The following is a 16,070-nucleotide window of genomic DNA, read 5'->3' on the forward strand; positions in this document are numbered from 1 at the left end:
GACTTCATAGTTATGAAGTCATAATTCGTTCCCTGGGAGCTGTCATGACGACAACCACTTCCGCCCGGCATGCCCGGGCAGGCGCACTCTCGCCCCACGCCGCGGCCAGAGTCGGCCACCTGCCCCCGGCCGGGGTGTTCATCCTCCTGGCGGGCGCGTTTCTGCCGATCATGGACTTCTTCATCACCAACGTGGCCCTGCCCAGCATTGACGCCTCGCTGCACGCCTCCGCGTCCGCCCTGGAACTGGTCATCGCCGGATACGGCGTCGCGTACGCGACCCTGCTCGTCCTCGGCGGACGGCTGGGCGACCGCTACGGCCGCCGCCGTGTCTTCCTCGGCGCCCTCGTGGGCTTCGTGCTGGCGTCGCTGGCCTGCGGTGTAGCCCCGAGCGTGGGCGCGCTGATCGCGGCCCGCATCGTCCAGGGCGCCACCGCCGCCCTGCTCATCCCCCAGGTACTGGCGACCTTCCACCACGCCCTGGAAGGAGAGCGCAAGGCTCGTGCCGTGGCCCTGTACGGCGCGACCTCCGGCATCGCCGCCGTGGTCGGGCAGTTGGTGGGCGGCCTGCTGGTCAGCGCGGACATCGCCGGCACGTCCTGGCGGCCGATCTTCCTGGTCAACGTGCCCATCGGCGTGGTCGTACTGCTGATGGCGGCGCGGATGATGCCGGACACTCGCTCGCACCACCCGGTCGGCATCGACCTGCCCGGCACCGTGCTGTTCGCCGCCACCCTCACGGCCCTGCTGGTGCCGTTGACCGAGGGGCACTCCCTGGGCTGGCCCTGGTGGACCTGGCTGCTGCTCGCCGTCGCGGCGGTCCTGGGCGCCGTCACCTACGTCGTGGAGCAGCGGACCGAGCGGCGCGGCGAGGTCCCGCTGCTGCCGCCGTCCCTGCTGCGCCTGCCGTCGATGGCCCGCGGACTGGCGATGGTGTTCGCGTTCAGCGTCGGCTTCGGCGCGTTCATGTTCGTGTTCGCCCTCACCGTCCAGAACGGACTGCACGCCGACGCGCTGCACAGCGGGCTGGCGATCCTGCCGATGGCCCTGCTCTTCTTCGCCGGTTCACTGATCGCACCCCGAGTGATCACACGGTTCGGCCGGGCGGCGCTGTCAGCCGGCGCCGTCGTCCAACTCGCGGGTCTGGTAGCCCTGGTGACGGTTTTGCTCGGCAACTGGCCGCACGTCAGCCTGTGGTCGATGGCAGTACCACTCGCCCTGATCGGCGCCGGCCAGTCGATGCTGTTCGCCGGCCTGTTCCGCAGCGTGCTCGCCGACGTCCCCACACACCTGGCCGGTATCGGCAGCGGAGTACTGATCACCCTGCAGCAGAGCGGCCTCGCCCTAGGTGTGGCGACCCTCGGCACGCTCTACCTGGCCCTGGCGCCGCACAACGTGGCCCAAGCCTTCGCCGGAGTCGAGTACGTGCAGATGGGCGTCGTCGCCCTGCTCGCGTTCGGCGCCGCCGCTCTGCCGTGCTTCACCAAGGCCACGTCGCCCGCCACACCGGTCGTCGACGCCTGAAGCCGGCCGCGTGCGCTGGTGACCGCGCCCAGCGACAGTAACCCTCGGAAACCTGCTCTGACCTCAGCGAACGGAGCGCATTCCGCGCACAAAGATGCGTCAGTACGTCGTTGACCGGCGATCCGCGGCGGGGCCAGGGTGAGGGAGCCACATCGGATCCAGACAGCGGTTTCCGGTTGCGGAACTGCGTGCGGGAGGCCGTGATGCTCCAGACAGACACCCGTGAACACACCCGTGAAGAAACCGAGGTGGAAGACGGCCACGAGGCCGCCACCGCGGCCACGGCCGCACCCGCCGCGCCGGCGGTCTGCGGCGAGCTCCTCTTCCAGCGCTGCCTCTGGTGCGGCACCGCGGACTACCGCCGTTCGTACTGCCGTTGCTGCGGGTCCATGGCCTTCACCCGGGAACGCAGCGAGGGCGCCGGGGCGGTCGTGCGCCGCAACGGCCACGTCCCGCACAACACGTGGTTCGTCGCGATGGACGAGGGCTTCAACCTGCTCTGCCAGGTCACCGGGTCGGCGCCGGCCGCGGTCTCGGTGGGGGCACGGGTGAGTGTCGTACGGCCCGTCGCCCCCCTCGGCCAGGGCCTGCCCCGCGTCGAACTCACCGACCCGGCACCGTCTCCGGAGCCCTGGTGGTGACGCGAAACGGCCGGGACGCAGCCCGCTCGCACACGCGGGACGATCAGAGAGGAAGGTGCATGGGCACCCAGCACAACGCACCGGACGGACTGGCCCGCGCTCTCGACGGAGCGGGGCGCGGCGCGCTGGACGGGGTGCGCGTCGCCGACTTCTCCCGGGTTCTCGCGGGCCCCTACGCCACGATGCTCCTCGCCGACCTCGGCGCGGACGTGGTGAAGGTCGAGCGGCCGGACATCGGGGACGACACCCGGTCCTGGCACCCCCCGGCCGACCACGACGGCACGTCGACCTATTTCCTGAGCGTCAATCGGAACAAGCGGTCCGTCGTCCTGGACCTCACGACCGACGCCGGCCTCGAACAGGCCCGCGCCCTGGTCGCCCGGTCCGACGTGCTCGTGGAGAACTTCCGCCCCGGCACGATGGAACGGCTGGGGCTCGGCCATCGCGAACTCCGTGCCCGGCACCCGGGGTTGGTCTACTGCTCGATCAGCGGCTTCGGCAGCGGCGCGGGCGCGGCGATCCCCGGGTACGACCTGCTCGTACAGGCCGTCGGCGGTCTGATGAGCGTGACGGGCGACGCCGCGGGGGAGCCGGTGAAGGCGGGCGTCGCCCTGGTCGACGTGATCACCGGCCTGCACGCCTCGCTCGGCATCCTCGCCGCCCTCCGGCACCGGGACGCCACCGGGGAGGGGCAGCACGTGGAGGTGAACCTGCTCGGCTCGCTGCTGTCGGCCATGGTCAACCAGGCGTCCGCGTTCGCCGTCGCCGGTGTGGTCCCGGGCCGCATGGGAAACGCGCACCCGAGCATCGCCCCTTACGAGACCTTCCCGACCGCCGATCGCCCGATCGCCATCGCGGTGGGCAACGACCGCCAGTTCGCGGCGCTCGCCCAAGCCGTCGGGGATCCCGCTCTCGCCGCCGAGGACCGCTTCCGCACCAACACCGACCGGGTCGCCCACCGCGCCGCCCTACGGGACATCCTGACCGAACGCCTGGGCGCCGCCGGCGCGGACCACTGGGCGGCGGTCCTGCTGGCCGCGGGGGTACCGGCCGGGCCGGTCAACACCCTCGACGAGGCATTCGCCTTCGCCCACGAACTCGGCCTCCCCGGCATCGTCGACATCCCCGCCGCAGCCGCCGACGGAGGAGCCGCCGACCCCTCGCGCCAGGTCGCGAACCCCATCGCGCTGAGCGGCACGCCGGCGCGGTACCGCACGCCACCGCCGCGCCTGGGCCAGCACACCGCGGAGATTTTCCACCCCGCCTCCGACCACGGCTGAGCGCCGGGCAGACCGGTCGTCCGACCGTCCCCCGCGCAGCCGCAACGGCCGAACCCACCACGACCGAACCCACCACGACCGAACCCACCACCGCAACCCTCAGGAGCGCATCATGAGCCGCCAGCCGATGAAGGACCCCCTCGACCTGCTCGACCTCGCCTCCACCCTCACCGACGAGGAACGCGAGATCCAGGCCACCGTCGCCAAGTTCCTCGCCGACCGGGTGCGCCCGCACATCGGCGAGTGGTTCGAGAACGCCCACTTCGCCCGCGAACTCGCCCCGGAACTAGGCAAGTTGGGCGTGCTCGGCATGCACCTCGAAGGGTACGGCTGCGCCGGGACGAACGCGGTCAGCTACGGGCTCGCCTGCATGGAGCTGGAGGCGGCGGACTCGGGTTTCCGCAGCTTCGTCTCGGTGCAGGGCTCGCTGTCGATGTTCTCCATCTGGAAGTGGGGTTCACAGGAGCAGAAGCAGGAGTGGCTGCCCCGGCTCGCCGCCGGTGAGTCGATCGGCTGCTTCGGCCTGACCGAGCCCGACTTCGGCAGCAACCCCGCCGGGATGCGCACCAGGGCTGCCCGTGACAGTGGGGGAGACTGGATCCTCAACGGCTCCAAGATGTGGATCACCAACGGCGGCATCGCCGACGTGGCCACCGTCTGGGCACAGACCGAGGACGGCGTCCGCGGCTTCCTCGTGCCACGCGGGACGCCCGGCTTCACCACGCAGGACATCAAGCAGAAGATGTCGCTGCGCGCGTCCGTCACCTCGGAGCTGTACTTCGACAACGTACGGCTGCCCGACTCGGCGCGGCTGCCCCTCGCGGAGGGCCTGCGCGGACCGCTGTCCTGTCTGAACGAGGCCCGCTTCGGCATCCTGTTCGGCGCGGTCGGCGCGGCCCGCGACTCCCTTCAGGCGGCCATCGAGTACGCCGACTCCCGCGTGCAGTTCGACAAGCCGATCAGCGCCTTCCAGCTGACCCAGAAGAAGCTCGCCGACATGAGCGTGTCCGTGGGCAATGCCGCACTGCTCGCCGTGCACCTGGGCCGGCTCAAGGACCAGCACCGCATCCGGCCCGAGCAGATCAGCGTCGGCAAGCTCAACAACGTGCGGGAGGCGATCGCCATCGCGCGGGAGTGCCGCACCATCCTGGGTGCGGGCGGCATCTCCCTGGAGTACTCGCCGCTGCGCCACGCCAACAACCTGGAGTCCGTCCTCACCTACGAAGGCACCAGTGAGATGCACACGCTCGTAGTGGGCCAGGCGATCACCGGCCTGCCGGCGTTCCGCTGATCGTCGGAGGCCGAGGGGACACCTGTGAACAAGTGACCGCACGGCGAAACGCGACCCCTGTTCGTGATCAAAGGCTTTGCCAGCCTTGATCACCAGGAGTCGCGTTTCGCTGTTTCCGGTGGGGTCGCTGTATCCGGTGGGGCCAGTGGGGCAGTGGGGCCTGGGGCCGGCCAGCGGGCCGGTGGGACGCTCATCACGCCACCCGACCCCACGCCACCTGGCCCCACGCCACCCGGCCCCACGTCATCACGCGGCCCGGTAGCTGAAGAACCCCTGTCCCGACTTACGGCCCAGCAGACCCGACTCGACCATGCGGCGCAGCAACGGGGGAGGGGCGTACAGCGGTTCCCGGTGCTCCTCGTACAGCGCCTCGCCTATCGCCGCCACGGTGTCCAGGCCGATCAGGTCGGCGAGGCGCAGCGGCCCCATCGGGTGGGCGCAGCCCGCTGTCATCCCCGTGTCGATGTCCTCGGCCGTCGCCGTGCCGGAGCCGACCAGCCGCACGGCCGCCAACAGGTAGGGAACCAGCAGGGAGTTGACGACGAAGCCCGCGCGGTCCTGCGCCACGACCGTCTTCTTGCCCAGGATCTCGCCCGCGAAGGCGCGTACGCGCAGTTCGGTGGCCTTCGACGTTTGCAGCGAGGGGATCACCTCGACCAGCGGCATGACGGGGACGGGGTTGAAGAAGTGCAACCCGACCACCGCCTCCGGCCGCCTGGTCGAGGCCGCGAGTCGGGCGATGGGGATCGAGGAGGTGTTGCTGGCCAGTACGGCCTCCGGGCCGGTGACCACTTCGTCCAGTTGCCTGAAGAGCGCGGTCTTGGCCTGTTCGTCCTCGACGGCGGCCTCGATGACCAGGTCCGCACCGGCCAGGCGGGAGAGATCGGCGGTGGCCGAGACGCAGGTCAGGGCGTGGGCGCGGGTGTCCGGTCCGATGGCGCCGCGCTGCTCCGCCTTGAGCAGGGAGTCGGCCACGCCCGCCAGTCCGGCACGGGCCCTGTCCTCGGTCACGTCGCACAACGTGACGTGCAGGCCGGCCCGGGCGCACACCTCGGTGATGCCCCGGCCCATCTGCCCGGCGCCGACGACTCCCACGTGCTTGATCGATGTCATGTGTTCCTCCGAGTGTCCCTGGGGTCCGTGGCGGTCGATCGCCCCCCGGCGGGCTGTGGTGTGTGTTGAGCCTAGGTCGGGCACAACCCCTCTGACCTGCTAGGACAGTGCGTCTTCCGCGCACAAACATGCGCCGGTTCGACATCGGCCGACGTACCGCACGCGGCCACGCCGACATCGGCCGACGTACCGCACGCGGCCATGCCGATGACGGCCGGCGGGGGCCCGCCGGCCGTCATCGGGGCAACGTGGCATCAGCTGACGGCGGTCGCGGCGGCAGCCGCCTCCCGCAGACGGCGGATCACGCCGCGTACCGCGGGCGAGGTCTCGCCCCTGCGGTACGCGCCCACCAGCCGGGTGGTCAGCGCCACGTCCGCCAGCGGGCGGTAGGCGACCCCCGGTATCCGAACGCGGCGCAGCGAGGCCGGCACCAGGGCCACCGCGAGACCACCGCCCACCAGGGTGAGAGCGGCGATGAAGTCCCGTACCGGAGGCGCGCACCGCGGACTGAAGCCGCCCTGCTCGGCCACCTCCAGGATCTGGTCGCGACAGCCGTACTCCTCGTCGAAGTGCGGGGCCACGAACTGCTCGTGGCGCAACTGCGCCGCGGGTACCGCCTCGTGGGCCGCCAGCGGTGCGCCGTCCGGCAGCGCCAGGACGACGTCCTCGGTCAGCAGACAGGTGGCCGTGACCCCGTCCGGGTACTCCGGCCGCCAGCGCAGGAAACCGACGTCGATGTCGCCGCAGGACAGCGCCTCCAGCTGGGCCGGTGTCTCCAACTCGCGTACCTGCACGGTGAGATGGGTGTCGAGGGACGCGCACCGGGTGAGGACGTCGGTCAGTACGCCGGAGAAGGCGGCGGAGGCCACGTAGGCGATCTCGGCGTGCCCCAGCTCCCCGCGACCGGCACGTCGGCCCACCGCCTCCGCCCGGGCGGCCTGCGCGAGGGTCAGCCGTGCCTCCTCGAGGAACAGCTTCCCGGCGCTGGTGAGCGCCGGGCGGGTGCGGCGTCCGCGGTCGATCAGACGAACCCCCAGGTGCGACTCCAGCGCCCTGACCTGGGCGCTGAGCGCCGAAGGAGCCAGATGCAGCCGATCCGCCGCGCGCGCGAAGTGCAGTTCCTCCGCGACGATGACGAACGATTCCAGCCAGCGCAGTTCCATCGGCTCCTCCGTCCTGCCGGACGCACCGGCCGTGTACCCGCCGGCCGTGCACACGGCCGGGCGGGATGGGCACCCCGCGGCGCCGTCAGGGCAGGACAGGACACCGCGGGGTGAGCTGGGGATGTCGGACGTCAGGGGATGACGACGTAGTTGCTGAATCCGCCGTCGCGGTCCGTGAGGCCCGAGATCGCCTCGTTGACCCTGTCCAGCGGGAACGGCTTCGCCTGCAGATAGGACAGATCCAGGGTGCCCGTCGCCACCATGTCGGCGAGCTCCTGCCCCTGTGCCGTGCTGAACCAGTTGGAGCCGATCAGCTGGACCTGCTCGTCCATGAGCCACTTCACGTCCACGGGCAGCCGGTCGGCCACACCGCCGACGTTGACCACCCTGCCGCCCCGCCGGACGCCCTGCATGGAGTCGAGCATGGTCTCCACCGGAGCCTTGGCACCGAGGGCGCTGATCACGTAGTCCGCGCCCTCGCCGCCGGTGCGGGCCTTCGCCCACTCACCGGTGGAGCCCTCACCCAGCCGGAAGACCTCGACCCGCTCCGGGTCAAGTTCCTTGACCCGCTTGAGGAGTTCGTCGCTGCGGCCGGTCCCGAGGACCCGGGAGGCGCCGGAGGCGAGCGCGAGCACGGTCGACGCGACACCGAGGGTTCCGGTGATCCCGTCGATGAGCGCGACCTGGCCGGGGCCGGCCGCCGCGTTCTTGAGCGCCCCATAGGACGTGCCGATGTAGCCCAGCTTGCCGGCCTGCTCGAACGTCATGGTGTCCGGGATGTTGACGATCGAGTACTGCGGAGCCGTCATGTACTGCGCGAAACCGCCGTAGGGGTAGAGGTCGAAGATCCGCTGCCCGTCACGGGAGGTGCTGAAATAGCCGTTCAGGGTGAAGTAGCGGCACCGGCTCAGTTCACCGCCCCGGCACACCTGACAACTGCCGCAGGAACGCAGGGGGTTGACGTAGACCCGGTCACCCGGCTTGGTGTGCAGCACCGCCTCGCCCACCTGCTCGACCACGCCGGCGGCGTCCAGGCCGAAGATGGCGGGGAACTTCGGCAGCGGCTGGTGCGGGAACCAGGTCGGCCAGTTGTTGATCACATTGGCCATGTTCGGCACGATCCCGCACGCTTTGACCCGTACCAGCACGTCGGTCGGCCGGGGGGTGGGCACGTCGATCGTGTCCACGGACATCGGCTCACCGAGTGCGTGCAGTCGTGCAGCGAGCATTTTCGCCATTGCAATACTCCTTGAAACCGCTCCGTCCCAGCGGCCGGGCGGGGATGTTGAAATTCCCTGCGAACTTCTCTAAGGACTTCTCTGCGATTTTCCCTACGCGCGTTTCCCTACGAACTGCGGAAAGGGTTCGGGTAATTGTCCTCGAGGTCGATGTCCAGCAGCCCCATGATGCGAACGCCGGAGTTGTACCAGGCGATGGACAACGACAGTTCGACCATCTGTGTGTCCGTCAGATGGTCGGCGGCGGCACGCCATGTCTCTTCCGAGACGTCCACCAGCAGCGTGGACTCCTTGGCGAGGCGCATCACCGCCTTCTGGGCCCCGTCGAACAGGCCGGACGACTCGAAGTCGGCGACCGCCGCGAGCTGCTCCTCGGTGAGCCCGGCCTTGAGGCCGTGCGACTGGTGGTGCGCGACCTCGTACGCCGACCGGGTCGCGTACCCGACGGTCAGGATCGCCAGTTCCCGCAGCTGGGGACTGAGGTCCGCGGCCCGCAGCGAGTTGGCGTAGGTCAGGAAGCCGTCCAGCTGGGTCGGCGCGTTGGCCAGCGCGAGGAAGATGTTCGCCGTCGGCACCTTGCGCTCGGCTTCCAGCCGGTCGTACAGGGGCTTCTGCGACGCGTCCGCGTCCTCGCGGTGCAGGTAGGGGACTCGTGCCATGGTGACTCCTGGAACTCTGGAAGTACGGAAGGTCAGCGCGCGGACTGCTCGAGCAGGAACCGCTCCAACGACATCGGCTTCGGCGGTTCGGCCGGCGGGATCTGCTTCACGCCGACGAAGGGCGACGCCTCGAAGTACCACTTCTCCAGGGCCGGCAGCCCCCAGCGGGCGTTGGTGCTCAGCGATCCCGCGTCCCAGCGCACCGGCTCGATCTCGGTGTCGATGGTCTGGTAGTGGCTGTTGAAGACCTCCACCCGGTGCCCGTCGGGGTCGCGCAGGTAGGCGAAGAGCATCCCGCCCGGACCGTGACGTCCGGGGCCCCGCTCCACGCCGTCGCCGTAGCCCTGGATGCCCGCCCAGTCGCAGGCGGTGAAGATGTCGTGGCTCTCGGAGACGGTGTAGGCGAAGTGGTGCAGCGCCGGCCCGGTGTTCTCGACGATCGCCAGGTCCAGGCAGGTGCCCTTGCGGTACATGAACGCGCCCAGCAGTTTGTCGCCGTGCTCCAGGTACTCCGAGTTGCGGAAGCCGAGCTCGCCGTAGAACGCGCACAGCTCGTAGGTGTCGGGCGCGAAGGTCTGGTAGTGGTCCAGCCGTTGAGCGTGGGCCCCCTTGTAGAGCTCGAAGTCGATGTGCAGCCGGGGCCGGGTCTCCATGTGCGCGCACAGTTCGAGCGGTGTGCCGATCGGGTCGGTGACGTGCAGGGTGCGGCCCTGGTACGGCATGTCGACCCACTCGGCGGGCAGGCCTCGCTCACGGAACCAGGTGTACGCGACGTCGAGGTCCTCGTCGAAGAAGACGCGGAAGCCGATCCTTCGGCACTTGCCCGCGCCCTCCTCGTCCAGCTCCAGGACGAGGCTGTGGTGGCAGGCTTCGGCGAGGCCGCGGAGATGGCAGGTGCGCTCGTCCTCGTCGCTGACGACCAGCCCCAGCACGTTCACGTAGAAGTTCCGGCTCTCGGCCAGATCCGCGACCGTGAGACGCACGTGACTGGAGCGGGTGATGTTGAAACTCGGGCGCAGATTGACGGGTGGCAGCATGCTGGTCTCCGGGCTGGGATCGGCTCTGGAATTCGATGACGGCGATACGGCGATACGTGGATACGGAGTTACGTGGATACGCGGATGCGTGGATACGCGTAGTATCTCGTGCCTTTTTACGGCTTGGTCGCGGAGGACCCGTCGCCGGCCTCGGTGAAGGTGAATGCGGACCATCCGCTGAATTCCGCGGACTCACCGAGGGACTCCTCGATGCGCAGAACCTCATTCCACTTCGCCATTCTCTCGGAGCGCGTGAAAGAGCCCACTTTCAGCTGGCCCGCGTCCCAGCCGACGCTCAGATGGGCGATGGTGACGTCCTCGGTCTCCCCGGAACGCGCCGAGACGATCGTGCCGAAGCCGGCGTCCTTTCCGGCGCGCAGGGCCTGGAACGTCTCGGTGACCGTACCGGCCTGGTTCGGCTTGATCAGGACGGCGTTCGCGGCTCCGCCGGTCGCCGCGGCCTCGACCCGCTTGGCGTTCGTGACCAGGTAGTCGTCGCCGATCACCTGGCAACGGTGGCCGTGGCGCCGGGTGAACTCCAGCATGCCCTCGTGGTCGTCCTCGCCCACCGGGTCCTCGACGGACAGGATCGGATACTGCTCGATCCAGTCACCCAGCATGTCGACCAGGGCGGCGGTGTCGAGCGTGCGGTCGTCCAGGGCGAGCGTGTACCGCCCGCCGCGGCCGAACTGCGAGGCCGCCACGTCCAGCGAGATGCCGACCTGGGTCGAGGGTGCGAAGCCCGCGGTCTCGATCGCCCGGGTCAGGGTCTCCAGCGCCTCCTCGTTGGAGTCGAACGCGGGCCAGAAACCGCCTTCGTCGGCGACCCCCTGTGCCTTGCCGGCCTTCCGCATCAGACCGCCGGCGGCCCGGTAGATCTCCGCCGTCCAGTCCAGGGCCTCGGAGAAGCTCCGCGCCGCGGGGCACATCACCATGAAGTCCTGGACGTCGACGCGGCGGTCGGCGTGGGCGCCGCCGCCGAAGATCTGGATCTCGGGGAGGGGGATGCGGACCGGGCGTCCGCCCGCCAGGTGCTGCCACAAGGGCACACCCGCCGACGCGGCGGCGGCGTGCAGCACGGCCATGGACGTGGCCACGATCGCGTTGCCGCCGAGACGGCCGCGATCGGGGGTGCCGTCGAGATCCACCAGCAGTCGGTCGACGGCCTCCTGATCGGTCGCGTCGCGGTCCAGGAGAGCGGGGGCGATCTCGTGGTTCACCGAGCCCACCGCGCGCCGGACGTCCAGCCCGCCGAAGCGGCTGCCGCCGTCGCGCAGGTCGAGTGCCTCGCCCTGACCCGTCGACGCCCCCGCCGGTGCGATGGCCCGCCCGACCGCGCCGTCGGCGAGGTGGACCTCGACCTCGACGGTCGGTCGACCGCGTGAGTCCCACACCCTGCGGCCATGGAGCTTGGCGATCCGCGCGTCTGTCATTGCGGTGCGACCTTTCAAAGTTCGGACGGCCTTCGGACGATCGGGGCGATGAGCGGTGCCCGCCCCTGTCGTCGGAGGGCGTCCCCGCAGCCAGAGGCGGCGGAAGGCGTACAGAAGAGGTCCGCGCCGAGGAACGAGCGCGGACGGGCACCGCGGGGCGGCACTTGAATCGGCTGCTGCGCTGCTGCGCTGCTGCGCTGCTGAGCGCGAGCGAGAAGGACGAGAAGGACGAGAAGGACGAGAAGGAGGGTTGCTCGTGCGCCGCGGCTCTTGCTGGGCGTTGTGCTAACGATAGCGCAATCGTGCAAAGCGGCGGCCGCTCTGTCAAGGGTCCTGTCGTATACGGATCCCGTGGTCCCGTCGATCGTTTTCGTTCCGTTGGTGCGCTCGGGCGGCAATGCTATCGTTCGCACAACGGTGATGCTTCGCCGAGAACTCCGGCGGACCCTCGCTCTCCTGGACGGACGGACAGCACAGGGGGCGTGGGTCCGCCGGGCCGGATCCCGGACCACAGGAAAGCGAGTCAGACATGACAGCCCAGCCCTCCGTGGCGCCCATGACACTCACCACCGTTGTGGCCAGCACGCGCCCCGGACGCGTCGGCAGATCCGTCGCGGACTGGTTCGCCCTCCGGGCCGCGGAGCACGACCAGTTCGAGTCGCACACCGTCGACCTGTACGAACTCGCGCTCCCCTTCCTCGACGAGCCGCATCCGCCGGCTCTGCGGCAGTACACGAAGGACCACACGCGGGAATGGAGCCGGATCGTCGACGCGTCGGACGCGTTCGTCTTCGTCACCCCGGAGTACAACGGCGGCTTCCCCGCCCCGCTGAAGAACGCGTGGGACTACCTCGTCACGGAGTGGCAGCACAAGCCGGCCGGGTTCGTCAGCTACGGAGGCGTCTCGGCGGGCACCCGGGCGGTGCAGATGGGCAAGCAGGTCGTGGCGAACCTCAGGATGCTGCCCATCGGTCCGACCGTGAGCATCCCGTTCGTCGGCGAACTCGTCGAGGACGGCGATTTCCGGCCCGGCAAGATACACGAGGTCGCTGCCGAGCAGGTGCTCGACGAACTCGCGCGCACCGCCCGCGTCATGCGGCGGCTGTGCGGCGGAACGTACTGACCCACGCTCGTACGCGAAGGCGCCCGGAGCTCATCGCTCCGGGCGCCTTCGCGGGTGAGGTGCGCTGGGCTTCTCCTGGTCCGCCCCTGGCTCAGACGGGCCCGGACGGCGTCTTTCCGTCAGGGGCCGCCGTGCTGCCGCGCAGGACCAGCGGGCCCGGACGGCGTCTTTCCGTCAGGGGCCGCCGTGCTGCCGCGCAGGACCAGTGATCCGGGGGAGACCGACGTGTACGGGCCGTCGTTGCCCGGCTTGGTCTTGAGCCGCCGCATCAGCCACAGCGCGCAGCCGGTGGCCATCTCCTGGATCGGCAGCCCGATCGTGGTCAGTCCGGGACCCCACCAGGAGAACCCCGGCTCGTCGCCGAACCCGACCACGGACAGCTCCTCGGGCACCTTCACGCCCTGCTCGGACAGTTCCTCCAGGACCCCGATGGTGAGTTGAACCGATCCCAGCACGAGCGCGGTGGGCGCGCCGGGGCCCTTCAGGAGCCGGCGCACCGCCTGACGGCCGTGGTCCACGGACGCCGGCGGACCCAGCTCCGTGCGCCCGGCGTCGTCCGGCAGGCCGCCTTCACTCAGGGCGCTGCGGAAGCCGCGCAGGCGCTCCGCGCCCGTGGGCAGTTCCTCGGGTCCGCCCAGATAGCCGATGCGCGTGTGCCCCATCGTCACCAGGTGGGCCGTGGCCAGGCGCAGCGCCTCGTGGTCGTCCACACCGAACCACTGGGAACCGAGCGACGGGTGGCGGCGCAGCAACTGAAGGTGCGGCAGGCCGCGAAGGAGCTTGACGGAGTCGCCGTGCGGGCGTGCGGTGGGCACGATGATGACGCCGGCCACCCGGTTGGCGGACAGCTCGCGCAGATGGCGCAGCTCCACCGCACGGTCGTCGTCGGTCTCCGCGAGCATCAGCTGGAAGCCCTCGGCCTCCATGTTCTTGGACAGCTCGTGCGCGATGGTCGAGTAGAAGCTGTTGCGGATGTCCGGGATCACCAGCGCGACCACGTTGCTGGAGGCGCCGCGCATCATCCGCGCCGCCCGGTTGCCGACGTATCCCATCTCGGAAGCGGCCTGGCGGACCCGGAACTTGGTCTCCTCGCTGATGCGGGGATCGTCGGAGAGTGCCCGGCCGACCGTCGACACGGAGATTCCGAGGCGCTCGGCGATGTCCTTGGTCGTGATCACGTAGTGGGCCCCCTTGAGCCGGCTGATCCAGGCGTCGTCACGTTCCGTGTGCCAACGATAGCATTCTCGTCGCGCTCCGTGGCTGGAGAGGTGAGGGTGCCAGGCTGACCGCCGCCCTTATGCTAACGTTAGCACTGCTGGATGGGCCGTGCAGCCGCCCGCGGCTGCCTAGTTGCGGAGGTTTCCGTGCGGATCGTCAGGTATGCCGTTGGCGGCGTGCGTCACTACGGAGAACTGGAAACCGGTGATACCAGGATCGCGAGATTCGAGGGTGATCCCTTCACCGGACTGTCTCCTACGGGGAGCGTCGACGAAATCGGCGACGTGGTAATTCTCGCGCCGCTGGAGCGACCCCGGATCTTCGGGTTCGCCTACAACTACGCCTCGCACATCGGCGAGACCGACCGCGAGGTTCCGGAAGTTCCCGTGTGCTTCATGAAGCCGAGCACCGCGGCGATCGGTCCGGATGACGCCATTGTCTATCCGTCCGATGGTGAACTGATCCATTTCGAAGGCGAGTTGGTCGTCGTCATCGGAAAGGAAGCGCGCCATGTGAAGCCCTCGGAAGCCTTTGAGTACATCCTTGGCTATACGTGCGGCAATGACGTCAGCGATCGCATCATCCAGCGCAGGGAAAGCGCGTTCGGAACGTTGCTGATCGGCAAGGGGCAGGACACCTTCGCTCCCCTCGGGCCGGTCATCGCGACCGAACTCGACCCCTCGGCAGTGTCGCTGACGACCCGTGTGAACGGCGCCGACGCGCAGTCGGCGAGCACCTCCGACCTGCTGCTCGCCGTTCCCGACCTCGTCAGCTACCTGAGCCGCTACCTGACACTGCTGCCCGGGGACGCGATCATGACCGGCACGCCGGCCGGCGTCGGGCCGATCCGCCCCGGGGACGTGATCGAGGTGGAGATCGAGGGCATCGGCGTCCTGCGCAATCCGGTAGTGGCCGAAAGCCTCTGACCTCGGACGTCCATGGTGCGGCCGCGCAACGGGGCCTGCCCACCGCTCGGCGGTGGGCAGGCCCCGTTGGCGTGTCGGTCCTGGGTCAGGACGGTTCGCCCTGGCGGACCGCGTTGTTGAACCGCGAGGGGCGGACGAACGCCAGCGCCACGGCACCCACCAGCGGCAGGACCGTGACCTGGAGCAGCCCTGCCCGGCTCCAGCCGAAGGAGTCCACCAGGGCGGCGAAGAGCAGGCCGGAGAACGCCGCCGTCCCGTAGTAGCTGGTGACGAAGAGCCCGGAGGCACGTCCGATCTGTTCGGGACGCACGGCCCGCTGGATCGCGCTGTTGGTGTTGGGGTAGATGAAGCCCAGGCCGAAGGCGCCCATGAGGAAGGCGAGTGCGTACTGCATGCCGACTCCGGGATGCGTCTCGTAGACACACACGCTGACGGCGGAGACGGCGGCCATGCTCAGGATCAGCAGGTTGCGCTGGTTCACGCGGTCGCCGAGCCAGCCGCCGAGGATGCCCAGCATGCCGCCGAAGCCGAGGCAGCTCATGGCCAGTGCGGCCTGTTCGGAGGTGTAGTGCAGCGAGGTGATGAGGTACGTCGGGTAGAGGCCGAGGAACCCGTAGATCGCCACACCGCTGACGACGGAGTGAACGGCCAGGGCGATGGTGTTGCGGTTGTAGGCGGAGGCCGGCATGTACTCGTAGGTCCTGGTCGAGACGACCTTCTCGGCGGAGTGCTCGGTCAGACCGGTCTTCACGAGGAACAGGGAGGCGGTGGCGATCAGCAGCCCGGCCGCACCGAACAGGTAGAAGGGCGAGTGCCAGGTGCCGTGCAGGCTCATGAGGCGGACGCCGATGAGCGGGGCGATGAACACGCCGACGGAGTAGCCCATGCCGATGACGCCGAAGGCGAGGCCGCGGCGGTGGGCGAAGAAGGCGCCGATCGCCGCGAAGATGGCGGCGGACTGCATGCCCTCTCCGAAGCCGGAGATCACCCGGTACAGGGTCATGTCGGCGAAACCGGTGGCCAGGGGCGTGGCCATGGTGCCGAGGGAGTAGATCACGATGCTGACCAGCAGCACGGTCTTGCGGCGGAAGCGGTCCAGGAGATAGCCCGCGGGCAGGCCGGCCAGGGCCATGCCGAGGGTGAAGTTCGTCGCCAGCAACCCGCCCTGCTCCAGGGAGAAGCCGTACTCCGCGCGGATGTTCGGCAGCAGGGGCGGGAAGACCTGCCGGTCCATCGCGTTGACCATGTAGGAGAGGACGACCAGCAGAAAGCCCAGCCCGATCATGACGCGGGAAATGGGGGCGCGGCTGCTTTCCCGCGGTTCGGCGGCGGGCGCCACACTGGTGTCGACTTGCGCTGCGTGAGTCATAGCGGCTCCTGAGAGGGAATGGGCCGCGGCAGGCCGCGGCGGACCCATCGCCGTAC

Annotated in this window: 14 protein-coding genes; 6 read left to right on the forward strand and 8 right to left on the reverse strand. The window is 69.6% G+C overall.

Annotated elements, in window-relative coordinates:
* The first annotated feature begins 44 nt into the window (after nucleotides 1–44).
* From OHA64_RS37465 to OHA64_RS37480, 4 genes are all read left to right on the forward strand, one after another.
* A complete protein-coding gene (locus OHA64_RS37465; protein ID WP_405620941.1) occupies nucleotides 45–1,523 on the forward strand; it encodes an MFS transporter in 1,479 nt (492 codons plus the stop codon).
* A 203-nt stretch (nucleotides 1,524–1,726) separates the two neighbouring features.
* Complete coding sequence (locus tag OHA64_RS37470; protein WP_405620943.1) at nucleotides 1,727–2,164, forward strand: Zn-ribbon domain-containing OB-fold protein; 438 nt, start codon at nucleotides 1,727–1,729, stop codon at nucleotides 2,162–2,164.
* A gap of 59 nt (nucleotides 2,165–2,223) precedes the next feature.
* Nucleotides 2,224–3,444: a CaiB/BaiF CoA transferase family protein gene (locus tag OHA64_RS37475; protein WP_405620945.1), complete on the forward strand. Its 1,221-nt coding sequence runs from the start codon at nucleotides 2,224–2,226 to the stop codon at nucleotides 3,442–3,444.
* Nucleotides 3,445–3,556: 112 nt separating this feature from the next.
* Complete coding sequence (locus OHA64_RS37480; protein ID WP_405620947.1) at nucleotides 3,557–4,735, forward strand: acyl-CoA dehydrogenase family protein; 1,179 nt, start codon at nucleotides 3,557–3,559, stop codon at nucleotides 4,733–4,735.
* Between the two features lie 246 nt (nucleotides 4,736–4,981).
* Here OHA64_RS37480 and OHA64_RS37485 read toward each other — a convergent pair whose 3' ends face one another.
* From OHA64_RS37485 to eno, 6 genes are all read right to left on the reverse strand, one after another.
* Nucleotides 4,982–5,848 (reverse strand): 3-hydroxybutyryl-CoA dehydrogenase, encoded by an 867-nt coding sequence (locus OHA64_RS37485; protein ID WP_405620949.1) that lies wholly within the window; start codon nucleotides 5,846–5,848, stop codon nucleotides 4,982–4,984.
* Nucleotides 5,849–6,102: 254 nt separating this feature from the next.
* Nucleotides 6,103–7,011 carry a LysR substrate-binding domain-containing protein gene (locus OHA64_RS37490; protein ID WP_405620951.1) on the reverse strand — a complete coding sequence of 303 codons (909 nt, stop codon included), beginning with the start codon at nucleotides 7,009–7,011 and terminating at the stop codon, nucleotides 6,103–6,105.
* A 131-nt stretch (nucleotides 7,012–7,142) separates the two neighbouring features.
* Nucleotides 7,143–8,240: an alcohol dehydrogenase catalytic domain-containing protein gene (locus tag OHA64_RS37495; protein ID WP_405620953.1), complete on the reverse strand. Its 1,098-nt coding sequence runs from the start codon at nucleotides 8,238–8,240 to the stop codon at nucleotides 7,143–7,145.
* 116 nt (nucleotides 8,241–8,356) lie between these two features.
* Nucleotides 8,357–8,908, reverse strand: a complete 552-nt coding sequence (locus tag OHA64_RS37500) for a carboxymuconolactone decarboxylase family protein (protein ID WP_405620955.1) — start codon at nucleotides 8,906–8,908, stop codon at nucleotides 8,357–8,359.
* Between the two features lie 32 nt (nucleotides 8,909–8,940).
* On the reverse strand, nucleotides 8,941–9,945 hold the full coding sequence (locus OHA64_RS37505; RefSeq protein WP_405620957.1) for a VOC family protein: 1,005 nt from the start codon (nucleotides 9,943–9,945) through the stop codon (nucleotides 8,941–8,943).
* A 116-nt stretch (nucleotides 9,946–10,061) separates the two neighbouring features.
* Nucleotides 10,062–11,378, reverse strand: coding sequence for a phosphopyruvate hydratase (gene eno / locus OHA64_RS37510; protein ID WP_405620959.1), 1,317 nt, complete (start codon nucleotides 11,376–11,378; stop codon nucleotides 10,062–10,064).
* Nucleotides 11,379–11,907: 529 nt separating this feature from the next.
* Between eno and OHA64_RS37515 the strand changes: the two genes are divergently transcribed.
* Nucleotides 11,908–12,501 (forward strand): NADPH-dependent FMN reductase, encoded by a 594-nt coding sequence (locus tag OHA64_RS37515; protein ID WP_405620961.1) that lies wholly within the window; start codon nucleotides 11,908–11,910, stop codon nucleotides 12,499–12,501.
* A gap of 119 nt (nucleotides 12,502–12,620) precedes the next feature.
* Here the strand turns inward: OHA64_RS37515 and OHA64_RS37520 are convergent, their stop codons facing one another.
* The gene (locus tag OHA64_RS37520; protein ID WP_405620963.1) at nucleotides 12,621–13,679 is read right to left on the reverse strand and encodes a LacI family DNA-binding transcriptional regulator; all 1,059 of its coding nucleotides are present in this window, start codon (nucleotides 13,677–13,679) and stop codon (nucleotides 12,621–12,623) included.
* 186 nt (nucleotides 13,680–13,865) lie between these two features.
* On the opposite strand from OHA64_RS37520, the gene OHA64_RS37525 reads away from it, so the two are divergent.
* Entirely contained in the window at nucleotides 13,866–14,645 is a 780-nt protein-coding gene (locus OHA64_RS37525) for a fumarylacetoacetate hydrolase family protein (RefSeq protein ID WP_405620965.1), read from the forward strand.
* 85 nt (nucleotides 14,646–14,730) lie between these two features.
* On the opposite strand, the gene OHA64_RS37530 is transcribed toward OHA64_RS37525, so the two are convergent.
* Nucleotides 14,731–16,014 carry an MFS transporter gene (locus OHA64_RS37530; RefSeq protein ID WP_405620967.1) on the reverse strand — a complete coding sequence of 428 codons (1,284 nt, stop codon included), beginning with the start codon at nucleotides 16,012–16,014 and terminating at the stop codon, nucleotides 14,731–14,733.
* Nucleotides 16,015–16,070: the final 56 nt, after the last annotated feature.

Origin of the sequence: Streptomyces sp. NBC_00076, from assembly GCF_045041235.1 — a bacterium.
GTDB lineage: Bacteria > Actinomycetota > Actinomycetes > Streptomycetales > Streptomycetaceae > Streptomyces.

Coding starts and splice junctions, on each gene's coding strand:
- OHA64_RS37500 (WP_405620955.1), bottom strand. CDS start 8,908: ATGGCACGAGTCCCCTACCTGCACCGCGAGGACGCGGACGCGTCGCAG.
- OHA64_RS37495 (WP_405620953.1), bottom strand. CDS start 8,240: ATGCTCGCTGCACGACTGCACGCACTCGGTGAGCCGATGTCCGTGGAC.
- OHA64_RS37475 (WP_405620945.1), top strand. CDS start 2,224: ATGGGCACCCAGCACAACGCACCGGACGGACTGGCCCGCGCTCTCGAC.
- OHA64_RS37485 (WP_405620949.1), bottom strand. CDS start 5,848: ATGACATCGATCAAGCACGTGGGAGTCGTCGGCGCCGGGCAGATGGGC.
- OHA64_RS37505 (WP_405620957.1), bottom strand. CDS start 9,945: ATGCTGCCACCCGTCAATCTGCGCCCGAGTTTCAACATCACCCGCTCC.
- OHA64_RS37465 (WP_405620941.1), top strand. CDS start 45: ATGACGACAACCACTTCCGCCCGGCATGCCCGGGCAGGCGCACTCTCG.
- OHA64_RS37530 (WP_405620967.1), bottom strand. CDS start 16,014: ATGACTCACGCAGCGCAAGTCGACACCAGTGTGGCGCCCGCCGCCGAA.
- OHA64_RS37470 (WP_405620943.1), top strand. CDS start 1,727: ATGCTCCAGACAGACACCCGTGAACACACCCGTGAAGAAACCGAGGTG.
- OHA64_RS37480 (WP_405620947.1), top strand. CDS start 3,557: ATGAGCCGCCAGCCGATGAAGGACCCCCTCGACCTGCTCGACCTCGCC.
- OHA64_RS37515 (WP_405620961.1), top strand. CDS start 11,908: ATGACAGCCCAGCCCTCCGTGGCGCCCATGACACTCACCACCGTTGTG.
- eno (WP_405620959.1), bottom strand. CDS start 11,378: ATGACAGACGCGCGGATCGCCAAGCTCCATGGCCGCAGGGTGTGGGAC.
- OHA64_RS37490 (WP_405620951.1), bottom strand. CDS start 7,011: ATGGAACTGCGCTGGCTGGAATCGTTCGTCATCGTCGCGGAGGAACTG.